This is a genomic window from Methylocaldum sp. 14B (assembly GCF_002005105.1).
Classification (GTDB): Bacteria; Pseudomonadota; Gammaproteobacteria; order Methylococcales; family Methylococcaceae; genus Methylocaldum.
The window spans coordinates 22,101-48,006 of the sequence record NZ_MSCV01000039.1 but is presented as its reverse complement, the minus strand read 5'-3'; the positions used below and the strand labels follow the sequence as shown (position 1 = coordinate 48,006).

The window sequence follows — 25,906 nt, the reverse complement described above, 5'->3', positions numbered from 1 at the left end:
GTCGGCAAGGGATTGCCGACCTACATATCCGAATCCCTTACACCGATTCGGAAAACGGGCTAGCCGCGTTCCTGGAGCGGTCGTCCGAGCGCCGGATCGCCCAAGGCATCGTTCGGGCCACCGGTCGCGTCTGCTCTTGGTCCTACTGAATCGCCGATACGACAAAGGCGGCGCCATCCTGGTGTCGGAAAATTTTACGTGTCCCGGATCGAGTGGCGGTGGCGCACTTGCTGTCGAAAAAAGTTTTGTCGATCAATTCCCTACAATCGGTCGGATGGTCTTTGGCAAGGTCCGGCGATCGCCGAGATTCGGTTCACGGGAAGCGCTGGGAGAGCCGAATGTTTCGCGGAGTTTACAGAAAAAAACTGTGTAATTTCAAAGCGGTTCGTAAAAACAAATAGATACGGATCTGGCGTGATAATTGATAAGACGATGGCGCCGTTTTGAAAATGGGAGAGCCGTGATGAATACAGGGAAAACTCAGCCAAAAGCGCGACATCCCGGCGTACTGGCAAGCCGGCTATTGACCGGTGTGGTTTTTGCCGCGGGTTTCGGCAGCCTTCCGGTTTGGGCGCAAACTGACGGGTGCAACAACAATGCCACCCAAAGTGACTCCGGTGCTCCCTGTTTCGCGAACGTGAGCGACATTCTACAGGGGCAGCGCCGGTTGCTGCCGGTGGACGACCTGGTGGTCACCAGCCAGCCAGAGGGTCCAGGGTCCGCGGTCAGCAACGTGGTGCTGCAAACGGCCAATTCATCTGTCAGCGCGCAACTCCCGTATGCAATCACCGGCAGCGGCGTTCCGTCGTTCGCCACCAGTGCCGGGCGGATGTTCAATCTGCCGCGCGATGTCATCGTGACGATGACGGAGGGTCTCGTCAATGTGCGGGACCAGGACCCCAATGGCTTCATCACGAAAGGATTTTCGCTTTCCGGCAACCCTCAGGGGATGGCCATGGACGACTTCAACGGGGACGGATTCGCCGACATCGCCCTGCTTACCGCTGACGCGGTCGGCAGCACCAGTGGCCTGCTCCGGATCGTCACCGCCAACGACGTCAATAATCTCGATGCCGGCCTGTTTGCCAGCAACGGGGTTGGCCCCTTTCAATTCAACTTCACCAATCCCATTTCGATCACGACGGGGGACTTCAACGGCGACGGAAAGCCCGAGGCGGCAATCGCGCAGCCATTTTCTTCCGGGGGTGCACAACTACTCCTCCAGATCTACGAGGTCGTCACGACCCAGGATGGCAAGATCGCGTCCCAGGCGCTCCGGCAGGCCGCATCCGTTGTCCTGAATAGTCCGGTTTCCGGGCAGGTTATCTGGAGCCTCAAAGTCGTGGCCGGTAACTTCGACGGGAATGTCAACGCGACGACCGGCCTTCCCACGGACGAGATCGTCCTCGTCGTGAACAACGGAGACAATCTTACGCTGCAGTCCTTCCGTGTGCAGCCCCAGTCGACCAACCCCCTCAACTTCGATATCACCCTGATTAACACGTTCGTCTCGCCGGATTCGCTGTACACGAACGGGAACACGGCGGGAGATCCGCTCCTCGCCACCAGCGGCCACCTGGATTGGTTTAACCCCGCCGAACAGGTCGTTGCCGCCTACACTTATTTGACCGATTCCACTGGCAATAACTTCTCGTGGAAAGCGGCGGTCTTCACGCTGGACAGCCAGCTCAACATTGCCCAGGCGGCTTCCATCGACACCGGCGGCGCTGTCAATCTGGGGTTGGCCGTAGGCAACTTCGACGAGGACCTCGGTCCTGACAGCCCTCCCAACCTGGAAATCGCCAGGGTGCTGTCATTTAGCCTTCCGATGAGCCAAAACCAGCCGTACCTTGAGATCCTCCGGGCGGATCCGGCGAATAGCTTCGCCCTCAGCGTTGCCTCGAATACGTCAATCTTGGGCTTTCCGCCTTTCTTCAACAGCCCGCTTCTTTTGGTAGCCGGCGACACCCAAGGGCGATCACTGTTGTTGGGGCCGCCCGAAAAGGTGACCGTAGCCAATCACATCCAGCCCGACACCATCCTGGGTCTCCCGCCCATGCACGTGGACTGGATCACCCCGGCCGGCGGATCGGTGCCCGACGTACTCAACGTCTCGGTCTTCCCGAATACGTTCAACACCCAGTACAACTTCCAGGACACCACCGGCACCCAGGCGAGCCGCAAGAGCACCACGAGCTACACGGTCGCGTTCAAGGAATCCGCGGAGGAAAAGGTCAGCTACGGCGTACCTGGAATCGACAGCGTGAGCGTCAAGCTCACGCAGGCCGCGACACAAACCCACCAGAACACCGTCGCGAAAACCTACAACACCTACCAGGGCAACTCGTTCAAACTGACGGCGCAGACTCTGTTCGACGATCGCGTGGCGGCGACGGCCGAGCAATTCAACATTTACAGCTATCCGGTCATCGGGCACTGCGTCCCGGTGAGCGGTGCGCCGCCGCTGGACGGCTGTCCGGCCGGCACGGCACCTCTCCACGTGCAGTTCTCAGGGCCGGACAACGTCGTCTATCTCGACCTCGCCGAGGGAGCGGCCATCGAGTGGTACCAGCCGGTGCATGAGCCGGGTAATGCGCTTTCCTATCCGGGGAGCCTCGAGCTGCTAAAAGCCAATCTGCCCGCGGCGAACCCGCTGCAGCCTCTGTCGCCCGACAACGAAGTTTGGGATTCGCAGTCACCCGAGCAGGTTTCCATCACCTGGACACAGGGCGGAGGCAATAACGTAACCAGCGGCTCGGTAAGCACCCACACCTTCGACACCTCGGTGAGCGTTTCAGGCAGCACCAACATCGAGGGGTTCGGGCTGAGCGGCAGCGCCAGCTTCGATTACAACCAGAGCCAGTCGGTCAGCACCCTGAACACCTCGGCCAGCACCTTCTCCGATTCCACCGGAGTGATCGTCAACCGCGGCATTCCGGGCGGACCCACCAGTTCGGAAAACTATCTCTACCAGGGGCAGAGCTTCATCTTTGGCCAGGCCGCCCCGACCGGCACCATCGACACCCTCACAACGAACACCACCGTCCAGGCCCAAGGCTTCCAGGCCGTCGGGTTCGCCTCGGATCCCCTGAGCACCGGCACCGTCCAGTCGGGCAACTGGTGGAAACAGGCCTACGCCCACACTGACGCCAACGGCAACCCCATCCTCCCGGACGTGGCGCTGAATCATCCGCAACGCTGGCTGCAGAAAACACCTACCGGCACCAATCCTCAGCAAGTGTGGTTCAACTGTCCGGTGGGCTTCACCTCCTCGCAGACCTCTCCGGCCTGCACCTCGATTTCGCAGACGCCGACGCCGGCCAACGTCGCGGATGCGCCTTTCTACCAGATGAAGGGACTGTTCGTGACCCCCGGCACCACCCCCGGTGGCCCGCAAATCACCCAGACGCCCCAAGGCCAGACAGTGACTCTCCAGGCGCGGGTGTACAACTACAGCCTCTCGGACATGCCCGCGGGCACCGTGGTGCACGTGCTGTTTTACGCCCAGCCCTGGGATGGCGCCACCGGCCAATTCCAGAGCCAGGCCGGCAACCCCGATGCCTTCGCTCCGGCGGTCCTCATCGGAGAAGACCAGTTGGCGCCGATCCCCGCTTTCTGCGGAGGCTCGCAGGGAGACGTCGATCCCTGTGCGGGTGACAGCCCGCCGCAGAACTGGGTCTACGCGAAGGCCACCTGGAATACGAGCACGGTGGCGGCGGATACCGACTGGAAGTTCTGGGTGGTGGCCTGGATGGAACAGGGCGGACAACTCGTGCCGGAGATCCAGGACCACGGCCTGAGATCGATTCCGGCCAGCCTGCTGAACTCCCTGGCCGATGTGCCGATCGAGACCTACAGCAACAACCTGGGCTTCTACAATCAGGTCTTCCATGTGGCGTCCGCCAGCCCGGCGCCAGCCACAGGGAGTGGCGCGCTGACCATCGACCACGTGGCGGCTCCATCGGGACCGGTGCTGCTGCACCAGCCTGTGACGATTCGGGCCAGCCACCGGAGCGGCGGCCCCCGCTTCGACTCGGTGCTCACGCTCTTCTATGACGGCGATCCGGAGGCGGGGGCCATGCTGTTCGATCAGGAACTCATTCCGAGGGTCCGCGCCAGCGACACCTTCGTGGCGCCCGTGCCCTATCGGCCGGGCACCTGCGGGACGCACCAGATCTTTGTCCAAGCCATCCCCACCGACGGCTCGGCCGAGCCCGCGACCGGAACGGCCACGGTCCAGGTGACTGCGGACTTCCCCGCCGAGCTGGCCTCGCTCGGGCAGGCCATCCAAGCGGCCGGCCTGCCGCGCGGACTTGAGAAGGGCCTCCTGGCTCAAATCAAGACGGCCGGAAAGCTTCTCGATCGGGGACATACCGCAGCCGCTCGGTCTCTTCTCACGGCTCTGAAGCACGAGATCAGGGCACTGGCCAGAAAGAAAATTTCGCCGGAAATCACGGCGCCTTGGCTGGAAGAAGTCGATCTGATCCTCGGCTGCATCATCAACTGAAAACACGCGCATTTTCCGTAGCCGGACGTCGATCGGCACCCGGCTACAGGAAATTCACCGGCTGAGTATTGATCGGACTTGCGCCGAATCCAGCTGGAGTAAAAGACCTCTTCCGATTAAAGCATTTTCTGATTGGGCGTAGTGTCCGCGAGAGTGGACGCTACAGCTTTTGTTCCCTTCGAGCGTCCCCGATCCAAGGCGAAACGCGCAGGAAAAAGGACGCTCGCCGGATGGCCGCTGACTCGCACCCTCCCTGGCGGTCGCGCTCCGCGCGCCCAAATCGGCTCCCGGCCGATTCGTCTTTGACTCCGTTCTTTTGGCCACACCAAAGACAAATTTGCCCGGAACAAATCGCGACCGCGGCACGCCGGCCCGAAGGGCTAGAGCATTTTCATACCTACTGTACGGGCACTCGCGAGTAGGTCGGGAATCCTTTCCCGACACCACGTCCCGGCCGAGCGTCTTCGTCGGCAAAGGATTGCCGACCTACGAATGCTTGAATCCATTCACCCGAGCCGAATGCGCCAACGACTTCCGCCAAGCCTGTTTTGCCGTACGAGCGAGATGAAAACGTTCTAGGGCGAGGTCAAGGACGGAATTCGTAGCGGAGCCCACGTGCGAGGCGGTGCATTCCCGAGGATTCCGGATATTCGCGCACGAAACGGCAGCCAGCGCGTAGAGACAGCCCCGCTATTGGAAACTGCGAATTCAGGCAGAAACGAGTTCAGATCAAATTCCCTCCTTTCCGCCTTGCACCGGATGCGCCCAAGCCGGCACCCTCTTCCAGGCGTCGCGCATCTGTCCATGTAGCAAATCGGTTTGTGGTTCGAACTGGCGTAGATGAGTCCAAAAACGGCTCGTGTGGTTTCGTTCCAATGTGTGACAGAGCTCATGCATCAATACGTACCGCACCAAGGCTGGAGAGAGAAACAACAGCTTGGCGTTCAGGCTGATGGCATTATCGGCGGAACAGCTTCCCCATCGGGTGCGCTGATTCTTGATGGCAATACGACTGAACTTCAAACCGGTATCGGCCGACATTGTTTCCAGCCAAGGCACCAGTGATTCCTTGGCCCGTCTGGCCAGCCAGCGACGCAGAGCAACCTTGCAGCGTTCCGCCTCGCTCACCGCACCATAGACCAATACCCGGCCCTGTCGATCGGTGCACGCCGCGACAGTCTTGCCCTTCGTTTGCCGATATTCCACGCGCCAGGACTCTGCCAGCGCAGGCAGGTCGAAGGCTTCGGGACGGACGCTTACTTGTGTGCCCAACAAGTGACGCACTTCGTCGAATTGATCGAGGCGCGCCGCGATCCACTCCCGCTTTCCGGTCACCAGTTCAACAATCCGCTCCTCGCTCAAACCCTTGGGCGCGATTACTGTCAGGCCTTCCCGTGCCGTCATCTTCAGGCGCAGAGTCTTGGCCTTGGCTGCGGAGCGGATCTCGTAGTCGAGTTGCCGACCGTTGGGCAGATCGATTCGTGCGATTCGTGTCATTCGGCGTCCTTGCCTCCCGGTTTGTAATGCTTGCGCTTGAGCACCTGTACGAGCGATACAATAAATTCCATTGCATCGCCCGACAGCAGCCCCAAGGCCGAAAAGCGTTGGGCGATCAAGAACAGCAGGGCCTTCGATAATTCCGGGTCCACCGTACTACTGTTCCACCAGCCGGGGAAACAGTATTTGTCAGCTTCTTCGAGTATGGCAGCAGCCACTTCCGCCGCTTGCGTCTCGCTCAACGCGGCGTTTCGAGTCTTGACCTTCAACGCCAGCTGTTGACCGATGGGGCGTTTGGATTCCTCAACCGCCGCCCGCACTGCCTCGGTGAGCAATTCCAATTCCGCGATTAGGGCGATGCCTGCCAGTGTCCCGGCCCGTTTTTCATCAATGATGCGTTGCAGTTTTTCCGAAAGCGGCCGGAAGGCCTCGTCCTGATCCAGACGGATGCGCAGCTCGGCGCTCAGCATGGCCTCGATGTCCAGCGCCTTGGCGTCGGGCTTCTTGTCTTTCAGCTTGGTCAGGAAATGCTCGTCCAGCACATAAGTGGGGAACTCTTTTTCCAGCTCCTCCACATCGATATGCCGGCGGATCAGCTCCCTGGTGCGGGCGGCATCCTCTTCCGTCGCCTCCAGCGCCGCGTCTGGATGAAACTTCTTCCGGTACAGCATGTAAAGCTTTGTCAGCCAGGCGTAGGGGCGCACAAAGTCGCGCAGTTGCTCATCGGGCTGCAAGGCCTCGTACAACACGCGCAGATTTCGGTAGCCGGTGTCGAACTCCTTTTCCGCGCCTTCCTCGTCGCGCAGGATTTTCATGGCGGCGATAAAGGCGTCATGCGAGCCGTCGCGCGGCACGGTCTCGGTGGGAAAGAGCGCCCAAAGGGCATCGAATTGCTTGCGGAAATGCTCGCGGATGCGCTCGAAGGGAAACGCGATATCGCCCAGTTCCTCGGGTCGGTAGTTCAGCGCCTCGTTCAAATGATCGAAAATGCCATAATAGTCGACGACCAGACCGTACCCCTTCAGTTCGTTATAGGGCCGGTTCACCCGCGCGATGGTTTGCAGGAGACCGTGATCGTGCAAGCTCTTGTCCAGATAGAGCGCCTGCAGGATGGGGGCGTCGAAGCCGGTCAGCAGCATGTCGCACACCACCAACAGTTCCACCTTGCGATAGGGCTTGTCCTGGTGCTCCTGCACTTCGGATCGGGCCGGGATGAGAAATTCGTTCAGCAGCTTTTTGCGCCTGGCGTCGCCGAGATAGAGGGCTTGAATCTCCGCGGAGTCGCTTTGGGGAGCTTCGGAGATGACGGCCATCACCGTCTCATCACCCAGCCGGTCCCGCAAGGCCTTGGTGTAGAGCTTGACCGCCTCCTTGTCCTTGCATACCAGCATGGCCTTGAAACCATTGGGGCGGACGTGCGCGGTGAAGTGATTCACCACATCATCTGCAATCTGATCGATACGCTTCGGCAGTTTCAGCAAGACATCCAGAGTAGAGGAACCGCTTACCAGCTTTTTCTGTTCGGCCTCGGGCAGATGGCCGAATTCGCGTTTGAATGCGGCATCCAGCTTGGCGCCATAAAGTTGCCAGTCCGTCATGCGCGGCTGCCAGTGAATGGGCTTGACCACGCCGTCGCGCAACGCATCGGTGACGGTGTAGGGGCGGCCCATGTAGCGCTCGATGGTGCCGTCGTCCTTTACCTGGCCCCAAGCTACCGGCGTGTTATGGTCGTCGTTCTCGACGGGCGTCCCGGTAAAGCCGAACAGCGATGCCCCCTCCACCGCGGCGCGCATGTAGGTGCCCAGTTCCCGCTCCTGGGTGCGGTGGGCCTCGTCGGCCATCACGATGACGTTCTTCCGCTGTTTGGTGATCCGCTTCGGCATGCCCTCGAAGAGGTGCACGGTCGTGAGAATCACTCCACGGTAGTCGCCCGCCAGCTTGGCCTCCAGATCGCGCTTGCTCTCCGCCACGTGAACGTTCTCCGTCCCGGTCGCCATCAGTTCGCGGTCCATCTGATCGCCGAGTTGCTCGCGGTCCACCAGCAGGATCACCGTGGGCTGGTTCAGCTTCGGGTCTTCCCACAGGCTGCGGGCGGCATAAATCATCGTCAAAGTCTTGCCGGAGCCCTGGGTGTGCCAGATCAACCCGCGTCGCTTCTCAGGCGGCAGGTTCAGGTCGGTTGCGCGGCCGAGAATGTCCTTTACCGCCAGGTACTGTTGATAGCGCACCACCACCTTCTCGGTCTTACCCTCTTTGGTGACGAAAACGATGAAGTGACGGATAAAGTCCAGCATGTTGGACCGATCGAACAGTCCGTAAAGCGAGACCTTCATCTCGTTGAACTCGTCGATGTCGTGCGGCCAGGGGTCGCGCCATTGCAGCCAGAACTGCAAGCGCCGCCCCGGCACGCCATACATCATGCGGGTCTCGTTAACCCCCACGCCGTAGGCGTTGGTATAAAAGAGCTGGTCGATCTCCTCGGCGTACATGCCGAGCTGTTTGGCCCCCTCGCGCCAATCGGGCTTGCTGCGGCTGGCTGTCTTGGCCTCGATCACCACTACCGGAATGCCGTTGATCAAGAGCACGATATCCGGCCGCCGGGGCGAGTTGCCCTCCACCGGAAACTGGTTGGTCACCCACCAGTCGTTGGCGTCGAGGTTATCGAAGTCGATCAGCCTAACATCCTGGGCATTCTCGGCCGGATCGAATTTGTAGTTGACGCCGTTTTGCAGCCAGTCCAGCCATTGCCGGTTGTCGCGGCAAGCGCGCAGCTTGGTGACGATGGCGTCCACCCGCGCCTCGTCGGTCAGTACGCCGGGATTGAGCTGTTTCAGCTTTTCCCGCAGCAACGGCAGCAACATCACTTCGCGCTCATCCGGGCGTAGTTCCGTCACCTGCTCGCGGGACCGGTAGGTCCAGCCCAGCGCAGGCGTTTGCAGATGCTCGATGATCTCCCGCTCGACGGTGGTTTCTTCGTTGAACAGGCGTGAAACGGTGGGCGCCGTGTATCCGGCGGGCAAGAAGTCTTCGAGGTCATCCATAGCGGGCTTCTTTGGTGGGTGCTGCTAATGCCTCGCCCTGTTCTATCGGCAGGCGGATTTTGCCGGTGAGTAGGTTTTGCAGGAGGGATTTTTTGATCTGCTGGAGTGCGTCCACTTTTTTTTCAGCTGCCGATTCTTGGCGTTCTACGGCCTGAAAAGCATCGACCATTATTTCCTGCTCTTCCATAGGAGGAATCGGAACAGGCCAATTCTTCAACTCTCGTGAATTGATTGTGCAAAGATTGCTGGTTTGTTTCGCGTGAGAGTAGAAATAGTTTTTTGCTTGATAGGTTTGAATTAGGAAGTGGAACAACTCAGGTTTGTACTCTTCGGCATCTAACCGAACACGGAAGATATGATTTTGATAGCTGCATGGTGTAATTTCCTCACGCCACATACCGCCGCGCCCTAACTTATCGCGGTCACCGCCTTCGGTCATGAGAATGTCGCCATATTGGAGCAGATCCGTTTCAAGTTCCTCTTCTTTTATTTCTATGGAGCAAATATCGCTCAACTCAAATCGGCCATCTTGGACATTCACCACGGTGACATAGGGTACTGTTACAGTCCCGTACCGTGACAAATCACGCCCCATTGTGAACCCCGAGCTAATTTTGGCAAAAGCCTTGAGGGATTTGATATTCCAGTGTGTTGGGCAAGTGATCCATTTGGATTTGTGCAGTCCATCCGGCTGCGTCAAACCCTCGCTGAAAAGAGAGCGAAGTAGCGACCCCTTCAACTCCCGCGTCGCCGCCAGCTCGGCCTTGGCCTTGGCAATGGCGTCATCGGCTAGTTTTAGCGCGGCGGCAATGCGGCGTTGTTCGTTGGGTTCGGGCCACGGAAGCAGCAACCTTTGATAGTCGCGCCAATTGAGATTGCGCATTTGCGTAGACTGCTGCTGTACGCGCTCGATAATCCCGGTGCGCTGCAATTCATATAGAACCCAGCCAAGAAACTCGGGATCGACTTTCCCAGGATCGGGTCGTAAAACCTGCACGAAATTGGAGACGGTATTGCCGGGCAGATCGTCCGCGATGAATCCGATGCGTCCGACGGGTTGGTCGGGGCCGCCGCCGGAACGCTCAACAAGGAGATCACCCTTTTTTAGCCCGAAGGTCTCGGCTTTATCCTGGTTGAAATAGCGGGTTGCGACATCGCTGAAATCGAGTGCGCCACTGCTGGTGAAATTGGTGGACCGCAGCACCGAAACGGCTTGCTCACCTTCATCAGATCCCCAGTCGCCGGAGAACTGCTTTTCCAGTAGCGAGCGCAATGGTTTTGACAGCCAATCTTCCGGTATGTCACTGATTATGGTGTCCTGGCGGTGGGTCAGCATCAGGTGACCTCCGCTGATGTTGACGTCAGGGCGGAAAGTATTTCTTGCAACGCTGATTGTGCTTTGCTGGCAGCGTCGGAAGCGTTACTGAGATTTCTCATTGCCTCATCCAACGGCACCACCTTCTCCGGCTCGAAGGTATCCACATAGCGCGGTAGATTGAGATTGAATTCGTTCTCCTCGATCTCGGCTCTGTCCACCACGGCGAAGTAACGGCGCGCTTCATCCGGATCGTTCAGAATGCGGCGCAGGTCGGCGGCGGTCTCGTTGATATGGTCGATCTCGCGCTCGGCAGCGAGGCGAATCTCCTGCTCGCGGGCTTCCCGCTCCTCTTGCAGTTTTTTCAGCTCCTTCACCGCCTTGTTGAGATGCTTGAGGTGCGTCCTGATGGCGTCGATGAGTTGCTTGCGAGCGTCGTCGTAGGCCTTTTTCGGCTTGGCAAGCTTTGTCCTCAGGGCGGCCTTGTCGCCGCGCCCTGCGGCGTCGATCTCGGCATGCACCTTCTCCACCTCCGCCTTGAGCGGTGCCAAAGGGTGAAACCAGGAGTGATCGGGGCTGACCGCTTCATCCACCGCCTTGGCCTTCAAATCCAGCAACGCGAGTTGGGCCTGCTCGGCTTCCAGCTTCGCCAGCGGAGCGAGTACCGGGCCGTAGGCGTCCTCGATATCGGTCAGGCGCTGGTCACGGTTTTCTTCCACCTCGCGAATCAGTTGCGCCGTATGGCTGTCCACCAGGGCCTTGGCTTGCTCCAGATCGCCGAAGGCGCGCCAGGGCACGAGGATGCGCATCAGGTCCGAGGGGCGCAGCAGGTTTTGCGGGTTGGACTTCTGGAAATGGCGCGAAGCCCAGATCATCAGTGTCTTGCCCTTGCGCGCTTCCGGCTTGTTCTTGTTGAGCAACAGCAGGCAGGCGGGCACGCCGTTGCCGTAGAAGAGCTTGGAGGGCAACACCACGATGCACTCGATCAGGTCCGCCTCCACGAAGCCGCGCCGAATCAGGTATTCGGTGTCGGCCTTCTGGTTCTGGCCGTCTTCTTCCTCGGTCTGCTCCGGCTGGCCGCGAAACAGCACGCCTTGGGACATCACCACCATGCCCTTGCCGGCCTCTCCGGTTTCCGGATTGTGGTCCCTGAGCGATTTGGCGATATGCTGCAACCAAGCCCAGTCGCCGTTGGACGCGGGCGGTAGTCCAAAGGAAAAACGGCCGAACTTGTCGCCGGAGACCACGGTATCGTACCCCCAGTCCTCCAGCGAGAAGGGGGGATTCATGATGATGCGGTCGAACTGCTTCAAACGGTTGGCCGACGTGAGCTGGCGCGGATCGCGGAGACTGTCGCCCTGTTTGTGATCCCAGACCGGCACGCCGTGCAGGATCATGTTGATGCGGGAGATGTTGTAGGTGGCGACGTTGGACTCCTGGCCATGCAGGAAGAGCTGGCGCACATCGCCGCCATGTTTCTTCACGTAGCGGATGCACTGGAGCAGCAACCCGCCCGAACCGCTGGCCCAGTCGCAGATGCTCATGCCGGGCTTCGGCTCCAGCATCTCGGACATGAGAAAACCCACCTCGGCCGGGGTGTAGAATTCGCCGCTCGACTTGCCCGCCTTGCTGGCGAAGTTTCGGATCAGGTACTCGTAGGCGTTTCCGAACAGGTCGTCGGACACATGGGCACGGTCGAAGGTCTGACTGCCGAAGTGATTGATGAGGTTGACCAGCTTGTCCCGCGGCAGCTCGTCCTGTTTGTTGAAATCGATCTTGCCGGTGAGAATCCCATCGAAGTTGTTCTGGCGGTGGGCATTGGCCCGCTCGATGGCGAGCATGGCATCGTTCAGCGCCTGGCCGAGCTGCCCCTTGGCGGTGCGCGCGACCTTGTTCCAAGCGGCGGACTCAGGCACCACGAAATGGTGTAGTTCCGGTTGGCGGGCCAGGTAGACGGCTTGGTCTTCCGCAACCCCGGCTTGCTTCAACTTCGCGGCTTGAGTACGGACCTCCTCCTCATAGCAGTCATTGATTCGCTTGTAGAACAGCAAGGCAAACACATAACCGCGAAACTCGGAATGGTCGGCGTTGCCGCGCAGGATATCGGCGGCCTTGTCGAGATAGCTCTCCAACTCGCTCTGGGTCATGCGCCGGGTCGGGCGGACCACAATCGGCGCATCGAGCATGGCGAGAAGTTCGTTCAGATTCATGAGTGCTCCGTTCCGTTAGCCCTTATTTTCTGTGTCGGTCCGGTTTCCGGCGTCATCGAACAGGTCATCCTGCTCCGGAATCGCAATCCCGTTCCGCCCGCAATAATCCCGAATCAGCACCTCCACCATATTGGCCAGGGATCGATGCTCACGGGCAGCGGCGATGCGCAACGCCTCTTTCAGGGCCGGCTCAATGCGAAAAGTCAGTGTGGTGGTCTTGCCGGTAGCCATGATTCCATCTCAACGGGTAGACTGTGAATGTACTGCACTGTACAGTAAAGTCCGATACGAACCAAGTTCTTGACAAGAACTTGCCAAAGGGGGGACAGAATGGCTCGGCACTATTCCACCAAGGATTATTTTCGGCAGATGCCCAATGCTCTGCTTGCCCGTTACTTTCAGGAGCGAGGGCTGTTTTGCAATCCGGAATTTGCAGCCATGAAGGAAGGCAAACCTGATGAGCTATGCCTTGCCCTCAGCCGGCGAACGGCTCGCCGAGCCCTTCCAGCTTGCGCACCCAGTCGTCGAAATGCGGACACTGCACCCGCAATGTCGGCAGTCCGATCGCGGCAGCGGCGGGAGCGCCGATGCGCACTTTCGTTTTCTCGTAGATTGGGAGATAGCGGATGATCCGCTTGCTCGGGGCCGTGGCGGCACCTTCGTTGATGTCCTCCGGCGCGAAACCTGCCACCTCTTGCGCCAAGGCCGCAATCGCCTGCCCGGATTCGGGAATCCGCCGCTGCAATTGAGTCAGATCGCAGTAAAGCAGCGCCTCGAACTCGTGCAACTGGATGTAGGGATGAAACCGTCCGTCCCCCATCTCCGCGCGGAATGCCTCTTCGAGAACCGAAACACGCTCCAGCGGAACCGTCTTCTTGCGCGCTTCGTCCCAGCCGGGAAACTCAGCCGGCAAGGCGTAAAGGTCCACCATGGTCGTAAACAGGGCATCGTCATTGCCGTCCTCGCGCATCAATCGGCGAAGATCATCGCGGATTCTTGCGAAGTCCAGAACGCCGCCGCGCTTGCCCAATGTGCGGTTGGTCAGCACCACCCGCGTGCGCGCATCGAGCGAGTACTGCGCCAGGTGGGGCCGTAGCACCTCGTCCGCGAACTTCCGCTCTGTCTGGCCCTCGACCGTGATATAGAGGCGCCGCCACGCCATCAGGGCTGGCCTCCCAGCTCGTTCTTCTCCCACAACTGGCCCAGCGTGTATTCCTGCAGCCATTCCCCGAGTCTGTCGGAGTCCAGCCGGTCCAGTACCGTTTCGCCATCCCGCTGATTCGCGACGACGACATCCTCCGGGCTCATCTCGTCAATGAGCAGCGACGACTGAGTGGAAATAATGAGCTGGGTATGCTGCGCCGCCTCATGCAGCATGCTGGCCAGCAGCTTGATGGCGTAGGGATGGAGACCGAGTTCCGGCTCGTCCACGAGGAGCGTCGAGGCTGGCTCCGGCTGCAACAGCAGCGTGGCAAGGCAAATGTAACGGATCGTGCCGTCCGAGAGCTGATACGGATAATAGAGTAGGTCGGAGTAGCGATCCTTCCACAAGAGCTGGGTCTGACCCGGTGAAATCTCCTTGAGCACGAACGTCCCAAAAAACGGCGCAACCTGGCGAACGGTCTCCTCGATCCGGGCATAGTGATCAGCGTGGGTTCGCGCCATGCGCATGAGGAACGCCGCGATGTTTGCCGCATTGCTGTGCAGCACGTCGGAATCCACCACGTTGCAAACCCCCATTACCGGCGCGGATGGCGAAGTGTCGTGGAAGTGATATACCCGCCATCCCTGAATGGTATCCACCACCCATTGCTCACTCGCGCTGCGTCCGGTCTTCCGCACCAGCGCGCTTTCTACGTGGCCGCTCCCCTGGTCGTTGGCTACATGCCCGAAATAAGGGCCATCGAACGGTGCCGATTCCTGCGAAAAGAACAGCGACCGATCAGCAGCGGCGCGAAGGCTGAATCGGTATTCGTTAAGCCCGAACTTGAGATGGGCACTCAATTCCGGCGTCACCTTCGTGCCGCGGAATAGAAAGGCGTCGGCACGCCCGCGGGACGCCACATAATTCTGCAGGCCTTTGTTCGGGTCCATCATGTGGCCGAGCAGCTCGAAAAAGCGAATGAAATTGGTCTTGCCCGAGCCATTGGCACCGATGAGCACATTGAGGCCGCTAGCGAGCGGAAACTCCTTCAGCTCGCGGATGGACTTGTAGCCCGAGAGCGTAATCTTTTCCAAAGGTCGTTTCTCTTTCGCCATGGCACCTACTCCAAAGGTTCGATTTGGTAACTTTGCCCGTCGACATTCCGTCTCATGGTGTGAAACCTGGGTCTCCACTTGCTCCAGCTTACCTCACCGGGCACGCCACCGGTTTACGGGATAGGCTCCTAAAATTGGTCCCAAACGAAAAAAGGCTTACCGACATGATCGATAAGCCTTTGATTCAATTGGTCGGGGCGAGAGGATTTGAACCTCCGACCACCTGCACCCCATACAGGTGCGCTACCAGACTGCGCTACGCCCCGTGAAGGCGACAATAATACCGCGTTTATGAATTCTAAGCAAAATCCGAGAATCGCCGATCGCGTAGTTGGTTTCAAACCGGCGGTGCGGCTTTATTCAATCCGCTCACCTTGCGGCATGATGGTTATCGGCGTGTTGATGGCGGCCGTAATGATTGATGTCACAGTACAGGGAATCCGGATCGCATCCTTCGCACTCGAGCTGTAAGGTGCAATGACCGATGCCGTAATTGCTCCGGATCATCTCCTTGATTTCATGTTGTATTAACGCGGCCTGGCTGATCAGAACGTCGTCGATGACGATATGCGCCGATAGAAAGCGAAAACTTTTCGAGATGCTCCAAACATGGAGATCATGAACGCCCTTTACGCCTTCGACTTGAAGAAGATCGCGCACCATGGAGCTCATTTCGATATCGCGAGGCGTGCTTTCCAATAAAATGTCGACGGTCTCTCGCAAGATCACCCAAGCGTTCCAGAGGATGAGCAGACCGATCAGGACACTGGCCAAGGGATCGAGCCAATAAAAGCCGGTAAACCAGATTCCGATGCCGGCGAGGACCGCTCCGGCCGTCGAAAATACGTCTCCCAGCAAGTGAATAAAGGCGCTCCTGATGTTTAAATCGTGCTCGGCGCCGTGGCTGACCAACCATGCCGTTACGACATTGACGACGAACGCCGCAGCGCCGACGGCGATCAAGATGTCGGCGGCAACGGGCGGCGGAGACACGAAACGTTCGTAGGCCTCATAAAATATTCCAGCCGAAATCAGGGTCAGCGTCGTGGAATTAATGAGGGCGACAAGAATGCCGACACGATGATAACCAAAGGTTTTGCCGGCATGGGACGGCTGCTCGGCCAAATGAAGCGCATACCATGACAGCACCAATGCAAGAACATCCGTCAGGTTGTGTGCCGCATCGGTCAATAGCGCCAAGCTGTTCGCAATCAGCCCCGCCAGGACTTCAAAGACGACGAACGCGATGGTCAGAGCGGCCGAGAGTCCCAATCGGAATTTTGCACGCCCTCCGATCGTATCGACATGAACATGCGTGTGTCCGCCCGCCACGGCCTGACCTATAACTTGAGCTCGGATGTGCATTGAGGGCAGCGTGTCGCCTTCAGTGCGACTGCCGACAGGCAATAGGGACACTCTTTTGTAGCCGGAGCCGCAGACGGCGCTTCACGCCGCAATTTGTTGATGCTCCGGACCAGCAAGAAAATCGAGAAAGCCACGATCAAAAAACTGATTACCGAATTGAAGAAAACGCCGTAATTGATGGTAACGGCTCCAGCCCGCTTGGCCTCAGCCAGAGACGCGTACGGGCCGGTTGTTGCACCATCCTTGAGTACGACGAAAAGATTCGAAAAATCGACATTCCCCAACAACAAACCAATTGGCGGCATGATGACGTCGTCCACCAACGATTTTACGATGGCACCGAAAGCAGCCCCGATAACGATGCCCACCGCCATATCGACGGCATTGCCACGCATGGCGAATTCTTTGAATTCTTTTAACATCTGGTTATCTTCCTTATGGAACTGGTTACGTCTTGACGCAATCCTAAAATCACCCCGCCGATTGTCGCAAGTCGAATACGCATGTCACAATGCGTTCTACCGTTCCATTCTAACCTGAGTTAGACATCCATTATTTGCTTGCCGCATTTAGACGAGGACACGACAGCTTCGATTCGTCTATCGAGCGGTAAGCGAACACCTCCGGAATCTCCGTATGCAATATCGAAAATTTTTCAATCTGGCCCTAGTAGCCAATCTCGTTTGGCTCTCTCCTTCCAATGCGGACAGCACTATCGAATTCAACGTGGAAGAAGGACAAAAGAGGTCTGTTCAACCGGTTGTCGTCAAAGATGGCCAAATTATGGTCAAAGGCGCCGGCGGCGATCGCAATCTGGACATTTTTTATCAGCGGGCAAATGAACAGCTGGTCTTGATCGACCACAAGAAGCAGCAGTTCACGCCGATAACCGAAGAAAAGATCGATCGGATTGCTCGTCAAACCCAGGATCTTCAACCGGTTCTTCAAGGTTTGGGCGATCAACTCAAGAAACTGTCACCGAAGCAACGAGCTAAATGGGAGGACATGCTGGGAGGGATCTCCATAGATCAGCTCGGTTCCGCCGAAAATCCGGCGAATGACTCGCGCCTCGTAAAGACGGGACGGGCCAAGCAAGTGGCCGGCATCAGCTGCGAACAGCTGGACGTACTGAAGGGGGCGACCAAGCTGGCAGAAGTATGCCTCGCGAATCCATCATCGATGCAGTTATCCACGGATGATTACGCAACGATTCGCTCGCTCCTCGCTTTCACTCAGCGAATAGCCGCAAAAGCACAAGGCTTCGCGAGCCAGTTCGGAATATCGCTACCGCCGATCGAACTCAGCGATTTGGCCGGCGTTCCGGTCGAAATGGTGGACTTTTCCGGCAAGCATCCCACCGTTATGGCTCTGAACCGGATAACCGACTCGATATCCCCCGACGATCGTCCGCAGGTGCCTTCCGGTTATCAGCCGCAAGAGCTTACGCTTTGGCGGTAGCCCATTCGCATTCCGACCGAACGTTTCGGCTTTGACCACCGTGGTGGGAATCCGGGTTTGGAGCATTGACCCCGAACCCGGATACGCCTCAACCGCCGTCTGTGGCTAAGATCAATGCGCTTCGCGCATCTTCCAAACCGACGAACTCCTTGCCCGAGTTCACCGCTTTTTGAAGATGCTCCACAGCTGCCGCACGCTCGCCTTTCTTGAGGTAAATCATACCGAGGTGGTATTGGTAAATCGGCACGTCCGGAGATTTCTCGGCGGCTTTCAACTGTAAAGGCAAAGCCTTTTCGTACGCACCCTTTTGGTAATAGATCCAAGCCAGCGTGTCCCAAAACACCGGCTCCTCGGTCTTATCGAACTCCTTCGCAAGCTCGAAAGCCCGATCGAGCTTGTCTTTCCGAGAATGGTCAAGGCTCAGCAAACTGGCAAGATTGTTCCGGGCGAGCATGTTGCCGGGGTTTAGCTTGAGAATGGTTTCGTACTGTTTGATCGCGTTTTCATAGTCCCCGGAAATTTCATAGACCCGCGCCAAGTTCATGAGGACGGCGGGTTCCCCAGGCAGTGCTTCGAGTGCCCGATGATAGGTTTTGAGCGCCAGGTCCCGTCTGCCCGTTTGTTCGTAATAAGCGCCGAGATTTGCATAAGGGAGCAACCAACGGGGGTTGGACTGAATGGCCATGTTCAGAAACTTGACGGCTTCCATTTCTTGCTTTTCGCCCAGGTAATACAATCCCAGCAATTGGTGGGCACCCGCATGTTTCGGATTGTTGCTGAGAACATTGGTGATTCGTTCCACGCCCTTTTCGGCCTGCCTTTTTTCGACATAACTTCCGAAAATCGCTTTCAGAATCTCATAATCGTTTTTGGATTTTCCAAGCGATTCCTCATATTCGGCCAACGCCAAGTCATATTTTTTCTGGCTCTGATAAAGCTTGCCCAAAAGGAAGCCTCCGGTTGGATTTTCCGGAAACTCCGCTTTGATCCGCTTCAAAACCGTCTCCTGCTCCGCAGTCCTCCCGGCTGCCGCCAAAATTTCCGACTTGAGCACCAGCGCATCCAGACTAGCCGAGTTCCGTTTTTGGAACTCGTCGATCTTTTCCAGCGCTAACGAGTAATTCTTTTGCCCCGCCAAAAAGTCGATCAGATTCTTGTATGCCTCGAATTTATCGGGATTCGCCGCCACGGCTTTCTCGAGACTTTCTTGCGCGAGCACCGGCTTACCGTCGAGCGTATGCGCAGCGGCCAACAGCTTGAGTATTTCCCACGAATCGGGCTGATCTTTGAGCAACGAACGAAAGGCCGCGACCGCCTTTTGGCCATCCTTGCGGAATAAGGCAATGCGCCCCCGTAGCAAGAGCCCTTGGCGGTCCCCCGGATTCGCCTCCAGAACTTCATTGATCCATGTAGCGGCCTTGTCGACTTGTCCTTCGGCCAAAGCGAGCAAGGCCAAACGGTTTTTCGCTTTCAAGGCATCCGGAGCATATTTTTTCAAGGCAATGATCTCTCGATAGAGCCGCTCTGCTCTATCGGTTTCCCTGCGTTGCTCGTGAAGCCTCGCCAAGGCGAAGCGCAGGTCCGGTTTTTCTGGATAAGCCTCGATCGCTTCGGCAAGCTCGGTGACCGCCTCGTCGGATTTGCCGGATTTTGCCAAGAATTCCGCAAGCAAGATGTAACGCTGACTGTCGTCGCGGCTGGCCTGAATGGCTTCGCGATAGACCCGCTCCGCGTCGCTCCAGCGTTTTTGTCGAATATAGAATTCGGACAATAGTTTCCGGTGCTCCAGGTTGGCGGGATCGCCGGATATCATCTCTTTATAGATATTTTCAGCCTTTTCGAGCTTTTTCATCTGAGCGGCGAGCTTGGCCAGCCCCGATTGCAGCGAGGTATCGCCCGGATTGGCGCTTACTCCCTGCTCTAAGACTCTCTCGGCTTCATCGAGGTTGTTCCGTTGACTGTGAAGCATCGCCAAAACGAAAAACGCCTCGGCGCGGGACGGCTGCTCCGCCGTGATGCGGCTGAGTTCGTCGATAGCAGCGGCTTGATCGCCTTTGAGAGTCGATAAACCCGCTTTCACCATTCTTGCATCGATATCCTCGGGCTTAACACTCAAAACGGCACTCAACAGAGCGTCGGCTTTATCGAGCTGCTTGCCCAGCATATAAAGTTTCGCCAGCCTGACTTTGACGTCCAGGTCGTTCGGATCGAGCTCGCCGGCCTTTTGATAGAGGGCAAAGGAATCTCGCCAATTCTTCTGCGCTTCTTCTATTTGCCCCAAATAGAAGTAGGGCTTGGAGACCTTGGGATCGATCTGCAAGACGTTTTTGAACTCGATCTTGGCCTTATCGAAGTTCCGCTCTTCGAGGTATTTTTTGCCTCGCTCCAGATGCTCCGCCTTGCGCTCTTCGGCGCCGCCGCACCCGGTCAGAACGTTGATTACACTCAGTGAGAGACCTAAGAAAGCTAATGTCCTGATCAGCATGGATATCGTCCCTAATGTATTTGCGGTTGAAATCAGCTCGATTTCTCGATCTCGAGCACGATACAGCGGACTTCCGGAAATTCGCCAGGTTTCCCCTGGGGCGTGCGGGCGCATCGCCGCTCCGAGAGTCCTGATGACAACAGCTTTGTAACGCGAAGGAGACCGCAGCCATCTCCTTGGCTCCATCTCCTTCCGCAATCTGGATTGTTACGGGCGTGAAAAATGTAATAAGCTGTAGTATTCTCCGACTATACCGTTACATACGGTCATGGTCCATGGGATACGGACCGATTCATCCGTCCGGTCTCTCGTAACATCGTGTAGATGCGCATATGAAAAATGGATTTTTGGCTTTTGCGCTTATCCTTCACTTCGCCTTCTCGGTATCCGCTGCTCAGGCTCCCGCCTCCTTATCGGTCGACTCATCGGCGTCCGTACCTCCCGATTATATCGTCGGCGCCGGGGATGTTCTGGAGATCTCCGTCTGGAAAGAAGACGGGCTAACGAAGCAGACCTTGGTACGTCCCGATGGCGGAATTACGTTCCCTTTAATCGGTGAGTTGGCAGCGGGAGGTCTGACCGTCCGTCAGATCAAATCCGAAATCGCCAAAAGACTCTCCGATTTCTTTGCCGAGCCGGAAGTCAGTGTCGCTTTGATCAATTTGAACCACAAGATTTATGTGGTTGGCAGAGTCAACAAGCCTGGTGAATTCATTACCCCGAATCAGGTTTCGGTCATGCAGGCGTTGTCGATGGCTGGCGGCCTGACGCCTTTTGCCGACGATGACGATATCAAGATCATACGCCGGATAGGCGAAAAGGAGGTGGCGTTACCCTTCGACTACGATGAAGTCGCCAATGGAAACGCGTTGGAGCAAGACATCCTGCTGCAAAGAGGAGACGTTGTAGTGGTTCCGTGATGTCGCACGAGTTATCCCTGTATCGATCGACGAAATTCCTGACGCTGCCGACTCGTTTGATTGGCTCTGACAGCCATGCATAACGCAAAACCGGTCAACGCCATAAGCAATAAAGGACGAGGAAACCCTCCACTCTACATCACGTGGATCATCGGATTACTTATCGCAACGGACGTCAATGCAGTGGAATATACCTTCCAAGCGGATGCCAACGTGGAAGAGGAGTACAACACCAATATCTTTCTCACACCCGGCCCACATACCGATGTCTGGGGCACGAAACTCGGCCTGAACACACAATTCTCAGCCGCTGAAGAAATATGGAAGCTCGACGGAAGTATCCGTCTCGACAATTATTTTTACGATCAAAAGGGCTTGAATACCCTGAATCAATTCGTTTCCTTGACCGGCAGTTATTTCGTCACCGAGCGTAGCCAATTCGCTCTTCGAGGCGATTACATCAGGGATTCGAGCCGAACTTCGTTCATTGAAACCAACGATCTGGTATTCGAGCAAGTCAGGAGAAACAGGCAAACGATTAACCCGTCGTGGACATATTATTTGAGCGAAGACACCCGGCTTGGTCTGAACTATCAATATGACAACACCGAATATCGGAACAAAGACAATACCGCCTTTCCTCATTATCAAATCCATTTCGGCTCGGTCGGTGTGGTTCATGAATACAGCGAATACTTAAAGATGAATGGTTCGTTCTCCTACACGAGCTATTCGGCACCGGAAAGCACGACTTTCATCCCAGGAACCTTGGATTTCCAAATATTCCGTGTTCCCGGAACATATGAAAATCGCACTGAAGAAATCATGATCGATTACGCCACGGCCATCGTCGGATTCTCCTATTCCATCGACGAAACATTCGACGTCAGCCTTGCCGCCGGCGGCCAATACAACAAGACCGAAGCCGGCTCCCGAACGATTTTCAGAACTGCGTTCGGTGATCCGATACTCGATGATGCTGAGCACATCAGCAGCAGCTCTTTGACTTATCTGATAGACGCGCGCGCAACCAAGCGCTTCGAAGTGGACGAACTGAACCTCGACTATGCGCACACGGTCAGCCCGAACATTTACGGGAACTTGATCGAGGCTGATACGGTCACGCTAACTGGAAAGCACAAATTTACGCCGACACTGACCGGATCGGCTCAATTTTCTTACACGGACCGCAAGACAGCCGATCAGCGCAACGTAGAGCTCAATCGCCAACTTTTTCGTGCCAGGAGCGAGCTGATCTGGAATTGGAGCGAAAATTGGTCAGTGATCGCGTCGTATCAGTACAGTCGACAGGAGATCGATGTCATCTCGAATATTCCCGAATCACACGCCGCTTATCTGACCATCCGCTATCGATGGGATAAGCTACAGTACTGACCGATAGCGAGGGAATCATGGAAGAAAAAGGACTTCACGACTACATGGCCGGGTTCAAGCGCAGCAAATCCCAATTTGCGGCAATTCTGACCGGCATCTTGTTTCTGACCCTCTTGCTCGCCGTCCTGCTTCCGCCGACTTACCGCTCCACCGCAACGATTCTGATCGAAGAACAGGAAATACCGCCCGAGTTGGTACGCTCGACCATCACGACCTATGCCACGCAGCGGCTGCAAATGATCAGCCAGCGGGTCATGACGCGCAGCAACCTGAACAAAATTATCGAGAAGTTCGACCTATACGCCGACGCGCGGCACCGGCTAACGGAAGAGGAAATCATCAAGCGAATGCGTGACGATATAGCACTGGACACGATCAGTGCCGACATTATCGACCCTCGTACCGGCAGGCCGTCTACCGCAACGATTGCCTTCACGCTGGCTTACGATAGCCGCAATCCGGATCTCGCCCAGCGCGTTGCCAACGAAATCACTTCGCTTTACCTGGAGGAAAACCTCAAGACTCGCACTCAAAGGACCGCTGAAACCTCGGATTTCCTCAAGGAAGAAACCAGGCAGATGGGGGATTATGTTTCGGTCTTGGAGAAAAAACTGGCCGACTTCAAGGAGCAGAACCTGAACAGCCTGCCCGAACAGAAACAAATCAATATCGAGCTCATGGATAGAACCGAGCGCGAATTAATGCAGATTGACAATGAAATTCTTTCCCTCGAAGATCGGAAATTCTATCTGGATGGCCAATTGGCCCAAATAAAACCCGATGTTCCGGTCATCTCTTCAACCGGAGAGCGCATTCTGAGCCCTCAGGACCGGTTGAAGAGTCTCAAGACGGAGTATTTGGCCATGGTAAGCCGCTATTCTGACAAACACCCCGACGTCGTCAAAGCTCGCTTGGAAATCGCTTCGCTCAAAATGGATGCAGGCGACTCGGACAGCGGGTTGGAAATGGCCAAGCATCTCGCCCAGCTGGACGGTCAGTTAGCGTCGCTCCGGGAAAAATATTCCGAAAATCACCCGGACATCGTCAATTTAAGAAAACAGATTTCCGCATTGGAGGCGGAACTGAGAAAGGCGCAAACGACCCGCGCAGTCCGGGACATTGCAGCCAGCCAGCCCGAAAATCCTGCCTACATTACGCTGCAAGCCCAGCGTGACGGCACTCTTCAGGATTTGCGGGTTCTGAGACAGCGGCGCGAGGAAGTCAAGGCAAAACTCGGCGCATACGAAAGCCGATTGCTGCAAAGCCCCAAAGTGGAACGGCAATACCTGGAGCTGGTCAGGGATTATGAAAATGCCACCGCCCGTTACCGCGAGCTGAGGGCCAAAGCGATGGAAGCCGAAGTGGCCGAGCAGCTCGAGAAAAAAAGCAAGGGTGAGCGGTTTTCCATTATCGAGCCTCCGCTGTTGCCCGAGAAACCGATCAAACCGAACCGGCCTGCGATTGCTTTTCTTGGCGTGATGCTGGCGATCGCGGGAGGATTCGGTTACGTGCTGCTGATTGAAAACATGGACAAGTCCATACGAGGAGCGAAATTGATAACGGGGCTGGCCGGCGGACCGCCGCTTGCCGTCATCCCCTACTTCGAAACCGATGAGGATATCTCACAGCAGCAGAAAATGAGGAGCGTCGGCATGTTGGCGGGCCTCGGTTTTATCCTGCTGATTTTAGCTCTGGTCCATTGGCTCTGGATACCGCTGGACGTCCTGTGGTTCAGGGGTTTACGCAAGATGGATTCGCTTTTAAGCTGAGCTTCTGAGATTCGGTTGCGCTGCAACCATCACCCGAATCGGCCGCTTTCGACACTGACGACGGATCGGCCGGTTCCCGAAACCAACCTAACCAGGGAAGGATATAACTATGGAAAGCATCGGTAGAGCATTCGGACAACAGCAGCACCAGGATTCCGCAGTGGCCAGCCCACAAATCCCCAAGGCGGATCTGGTTTCATTGGAAAACATCCAGTACACGCAAACCAGAACCGTAACGCTCTCGAGGGAGTTGCTGCGCCGCCAACGCGTTATCGCCGGCTATAGCCCCTGTGCCTTCGTGGACGCGTACAAAATCCTCCGTACCCGGGTCCTACATAAAATGCGCGAACAGGGCTGGAACACCCTGGCGATAACCAGCCCCGGGCCGGGCTGCGGAAAAAGTCTCACCGCCATCAACCTCGCGCTCAGCATCGCCCTCGAGGCTCACCAAACCGCACTGCTGGCCGATGCCAACCTCAGAGATCCCACCATTCATCGTTATCTGGGTATCGACCCGGTCGCGGGCTTAAGCGATCACTTGATGGACAACGTTCCCATATCGAAAATCCTGATCAATCCGAAAGGCATAGGCCGTTTTGTCATTCTGCCGGGGAAACGGCCGATATTTAATTCTTCGGAACTCGTTGCCTCGCCGAAAATGGCACAGCTGGTGAAAGAACTGAAGCAGCGCTATTCGTCGCGATTTGTCATATTCGACCTTCCCCACTTAGGAACGGCGGACGCGTTGTCTTTTACGCCTTATGTCGATGCCGTGGTATTAGTCGTTGAGGAAGGGAAAACGACGCAGGACGAACTCTCCCAAGCCATAGCGGCTCTTCAAGACACCGCGCTGGTCGGTCTGGTCTTGAATAAAGCGGAAAACGGCTCGGTGGAATAGTCGCCGAGACCAAAGCTTACGCCGGACTTTATATCCTTTGCCTTGGCTGGCGAGGGAGAGGAGTTTTTTGCCTAATGCTATTCAAGCAGTTTCTTGACGCTTACGGGTGCCAAAGTCGAATAGCTTCACGGGCCAATATCAACTTGACTTTTCCGGTTCCATTCTCCGGATCGTTAAACCGTTTCCGTCTCGGACGAGTTCGAAATGACTATTCGAATCGGCGGCTCTGTGCACATTATTTCCGACCAGTGCGCAGCGATCTTTAAACTCGTCGAGCGATTTTCTCGCGAATATCTCGGATTCATAAGGCCCCATTACGCCTTCCCGCGTCAGAAAGAACCATTCGGTTCTCCCGGTTGTACTATTACGTTCCCAGAAGACACGATCAGCTTTATACATGGCTTTATTTTTCTACTGTCTAGCGTTACCAACAGGTCCAACCACGCGGCAACACCTAATTAGTTAGCAACTGATTCCAGCAGATGCTCGAGACATGGGCTGAAAAAATATAACATAAGCTCTTAACGCTCGTCTTATTATAAAAACGTCCGCATAGACGTGTCGCGGCAGTATTCTGCCAACTCCGAAAGGGCTGGATAGGTGTCTTTCAATTCATATTCCCGCAAGTTATTTACTTCGCCGGAAGGTCAATCGTAGCTCTTTTTCCTGGCGGCTGCGAGGAGCAAGAATACGCTCCGAATTTCCCGCTGACGCCGGAAGAAGCTTCTCGCTTATCCTGGTCCAATATAACAATACCTTCTCGGAGGCAGGTGTTATCAAATCGAGA

Annotated in this window: 16 protein-coding genes and 1 tRNA gene; 6 read left to right on the top strand and 11 right to left on the bottom strand. The window is 56.6% G+C overall.

Features of this window, described 5'->3' with window-relative positions; all coding sequences use genetic code 11:
* The first annotated feature begins 463 nt into the window (after window positions 1-463).
* Complete coding sequence (locus tag B2A78_RS22160) at window positions 464-4,507, top strand: VCBS repeat-containing protein (RefSeq protein WP_077732229.1); 4,044 nt, start codon at window positions 464-466, stop codon at window positions 4,505-4,507.
* 729 nt (window positions 4,508-5,236) lie between these two features.
* On the opposite strand, the gene B2A78_RS22155 is transcribed toward B2A78_RS22160, so the two are convergent.
* From B2A78_RS22155 to mscL, 10 genes are all read right to left on the bottom strand, one after another.
* Window positions 5,237-6,004 (bottom strand): SprT family zinc-dependent metalloprotease, encoded by a 768-nt coding sequence (locus B2A78_RS22155; RefSeq protein WP_077732228.1) that lies wholly within the window; start codon window positions 6,002-6,004, stop codon window positions 5,237-5,239.
* A complete protein-coding gene (locus tag B2A78_RS22150; protein WP_077732227.1) occupies window positions 6,001-9,045 on the bottom strand; it encodes an HsdR family type I site-specific deoxyribonuclease in 3,045 nt (1,014 codons plus the stop codon). Before B2A78_RS22150 ends, B2A78_RS22155 begins: the two co-directional genes overlap by 4 nt.
* On the bottom strand, window positions 9,038-10,381 hold the full coding sequence (locus B2A78_RS22145; protein WP_077732226.1) for a restriction endonuclease subunit S: 1,344 nt from the start codon (window positions 10,379-10,381) through the stop codon (window positions 9,038-9,040). The genes B2A78_RS22150 and B2A78_RS22145 overlap by 8 nt, the downstream gene beginning before the upstream one ends.
* A complete protein-coding gene (locus B2A78_RS22140) occupies window positions 10,381-12,570 on the bottom strand; it encodes a class I SAM-dependent DNA methyltransferase (protein WP_077732225.1) in 2,190 nt (729 codons plus the stop codon). The genes B2A78_RS22145 and B2A78_RS22140 overlap by 1 nt, the downstream gene beginning before the upstream one ends.
* Window positions 12,571-12,585: 15 nt before the next feature.
* Window positions 12,586-12,801 (bottom strand): hypothetical protein, encoded by a 216-nt coding sequence (locus tag B2A78_RS22135; protein ID WP_077732224.1) that lies wholly within the window; start codon window positions 12,799-12,801, stop codon window positions 12,586-12,588.
* Between the two features lie 244 nt (window positions 12,802-13,045).
* Window positions 13,046-13,732, bottom strand: a complete 687-nt coding sequence (locus B2A78_RS22130) for a DUF4276 family protein (RefSeq protein ID WP_168175522.1) — start codon at window positions 13,730-13,732, stop codon at window positions 13,046-13,048.
* On the bottom strand, window positions 13,732-14,829 hold the full coding sequence (locus B2A78_RS22125) for an AAA family ATPase (protein WP_077732222.1): 1,098 nt from the start codon (window positions 14,827-14,829) through the stop codon (window positions 13,732-13,734). Before B2A78_RS22125 ends, B2A78_RS22130 begins: the two co-directional genes overlap by 1 nt.
* Before the next feature lie 189 nt (window positions 14,830-15,018).
* Window positions 15,019-15,095 (bottom strand) — tRNA-Pro (locus B2A78_RS22120).
* Between the two features lie 103 nt (window positions 15,096-15,198).
* Window positions 15,199-16,194, bottom strand: coding sequence for a cation diffusion facilitator family transporter (locus B2A78_RS22115; RefSeq protein WP_077732221.1), 996 nt, complete (start codon window positions 16,192-16,194; stop codon window positions 15,199-15,201).
* Window positions 16,170-16,616 carry a large-conductance mechanosensitive channel protein MscL gene (gene mscL / locus B2A78_RS22110; protein ID WP_077732220.1) on the bottom strand — a complete coding sequence of 149 codons (447 nt, stop codon included), beginning with the start codon at window positions 16,614-16,616 and terminating at the stop codon, window positions 16,170-16,172. The genes B2A78_RS22115 and mscL overlap by 25 nt, the downstream gene beginning before the upstream one ends.
* Before the next feature lie 214 nt (window positions 16,617-16,830).
* Here mscL and B2A78_RS22105 point away from each other — a divergent pair, with 214 nt between their 5' ends.
* Entirely contained in the window at window positions 16,831-17,652 is an 822-nt protein-coding gene (locus tag B2A78_RS22105) for a hypothetical protein (protein WP_077732219.1), read from the top strand.
* Window positions 17,653-17,740: 88 nt separating this feature from the next.
* Here B2A78_RS22105 and B2A78_RS22100 read toward each other — a convergent pair whose 3' ends face one another.
* On the bottom strand, window positions 17,741-20,137 hold the full coding sequence (locus B2A78_RS22100) for a tetratricopeptide repeat protein (protein ID WP_168175521.1): 2,397 nt from the start codon (window positions 20,135-20,137) through the stop codon (window positions 17,741-17,743).
* 332 nt (window positions 20,138-20,469) lie between these two features.
* On the opposite strand from B2A78_RS22100, the gene B2A78_RS22095 reads away from it, so the two are divergent.
* The 4 genes from B2A78_RS22095 to B2A78_RS22080 all read left to right on the top strand — a co-directional run bounded on the left by B2A78_RS22095 (window position 20,470) and on the right by B2A78_RS22080 (window position 25,119).
* Window positions 20,470-21,057: a polysaccharide biosynthesis/export family protein gene (locus B2A78_RS22095; protein ID WP_077732217.1), complete on the top strand. Its 588-nt coding sequence runs from the start codon at window positions 20,470-20,472 to the stop codon at window positions 21,055-21,057.
* A gap of 75 nt (window positions 21,058-21,132) precedes the next feature.
* On the top strand, window positions 21,133-22,452 hold the full coding sequence (locus B2A78_RS22090; protein WP_143735282.1) for a hypothetical protein: 1,320 nt from the start codon (window positions 21,133-21,135) through the stop codon (window positions 22,450-22,452).
* Between the two features lie 17 nt (window positions 22,453-22,469).
* Window positions 22,470-24,221, top strand: coding sequence for a GNVR domain-containing protein (locus tag B2A78_RS22085; protein WP_077732215.1), 1,752 nt, complete (start codon window positions 22,470-22,472; stop codon window positions 24,219-24,221).
* A gap of 109 nt (window positions 24,222-24,330) precedes the next feature.
* The gene (locus B2A78_RS22080; RefSeq protein WP_077732214.1) at window positions 24,331-25,119 is read left to right on the top strand and encodes a CpsD/CapB family tyrosine-protein kinase; all 789 of its coding nucleotides are present in this window, start codon (window positions 24,331-24,333) and stop codon (window positions 25,117-25,119) included.
* The last annotated feature ends 787 nt before the right edge of the window (window positions 25,120-25,906 follow it).

What these genes read in the sequence shown, in the direction of transcription:
- B2A78_RS22130 (WP_168175522.1), bottom strand. Translation starts at nt 13,732, where the DNA reads ATGGCGTGGCGGCGCCTCTATATCACGGTCGAGGGCCAGACAGAGCGG.
- B2A78_RS22105 (WP_077732219.1), top strand. Translation starts at nt 16,831, where the DNA reads ATGCAATATCGAAAATTTTTCAATCTGGCCCTAGTAGCCAATCTCGTT.
- B2A78_RS22100 (WP_168175521.1), bottom strand. Translation starts at nt 20,137, where the DNA reads ATGCTGATCAGGACATTAGCTTTCTTAGGTCTCTCACTGAGTGTAATC.
- B2A78_RS22090 (WP_143735282.1), top strand. Translation starts at nt 21,133, where the DNA reads ATGCATAACGCAAAACCGGTCAACGCCATAAGCAATAAAGGACGAGGA.
- B2A78_RS22155 (WP_077732228.1), bottom strand. Translation starts at nt 6,004, where the DNA reads ATGACACGAATCGCACGAATCGATCTGCCCAACGGTCGGCAACTCGAC.
- B2A78_RS22080 (WP_077732214.1), top strand. Translation starts at nt 24,331, where the DNA reads ATGGAAAGCATCGGTAGAGCATTCGGACAACAGCAGCACCAGGATTCC.
- B2A78_RS22095 (WP_077732217.1), top strand. Translation starts at nt 20,470, where the DNA reads ATGAAAAATGGATTTTTGGCTTTTGCGCTTATCCTTCACTTCGCCTTC.
- B2A78_RS22150 (WP_077732227.1), bottom strand. Translation starts at nt 9,045, where the DNA reads ATGGATGACCTCGAAGACTTCTTGCCCGCCGGATACACGGCGCCCACC.
- B2A78_RS22115 (WP_077732221.1), bottom strand. Translation starts at nt 16,194, where the DNA reads ATGCACATCCGAGCTCAAGTTATAGGTCAGGCCGTGGCGGGCGGACAC.
- B2A78_RS22145 (WP_077732226.1), bottom strand. Translation starts at nt 10,381, where the DNA reads ATGCTGACCCACCGCCAGGACACCATAATCAGTGACATACCGGAAGAT.
- B2A78_RS22125 (WP_077732222.1), bottom strand. Translation starts at nt 14,829, where the DNA reads ATGGCGAAAGAGAAACGACCTTTGGAAAAGATTACGCTCTCGGGCTAC.
- B2A78_RS22140 (WP_077732225.1), bottom strand. Translation starts at nt 12,570, where the DNA reads ATGAATCTGAACGAACTTCTCGCCATGCTCGATGCGCCGATTGTGGTC.
- B2A78_RS22160 (WP_077732229.1), top strand. Translation starts at nt 464, where the DNA reads ATGAATACAGGGAAAACTCAGCCAAAAGCGCGACATCCCGGCGTACTG.
- B2A78_RS22135 (WP_077732224.1), bottom strand. Translation starts at nt 12,801, where the DNA reads ATGGCTACCGGCAAGACCACCACACTGACTTTTCGCATTGAGCCGGCC.
- mscL (WP_077732220.1), bottom strand. Translation starts at nt 16,616, where the DNA reads ATGTTAAAAGAATTCAAAGAATTCGCCATGCGTGGCAATGCCGTCGAT.
- B2A78_RS22085 (WP_077732215.1), top strand. Translation starts at nt 22,470, where the DNA reads ATGGAAGAAAAAGGACTTCACGACTACATGGCCGGGTTCAAGCGCAGC.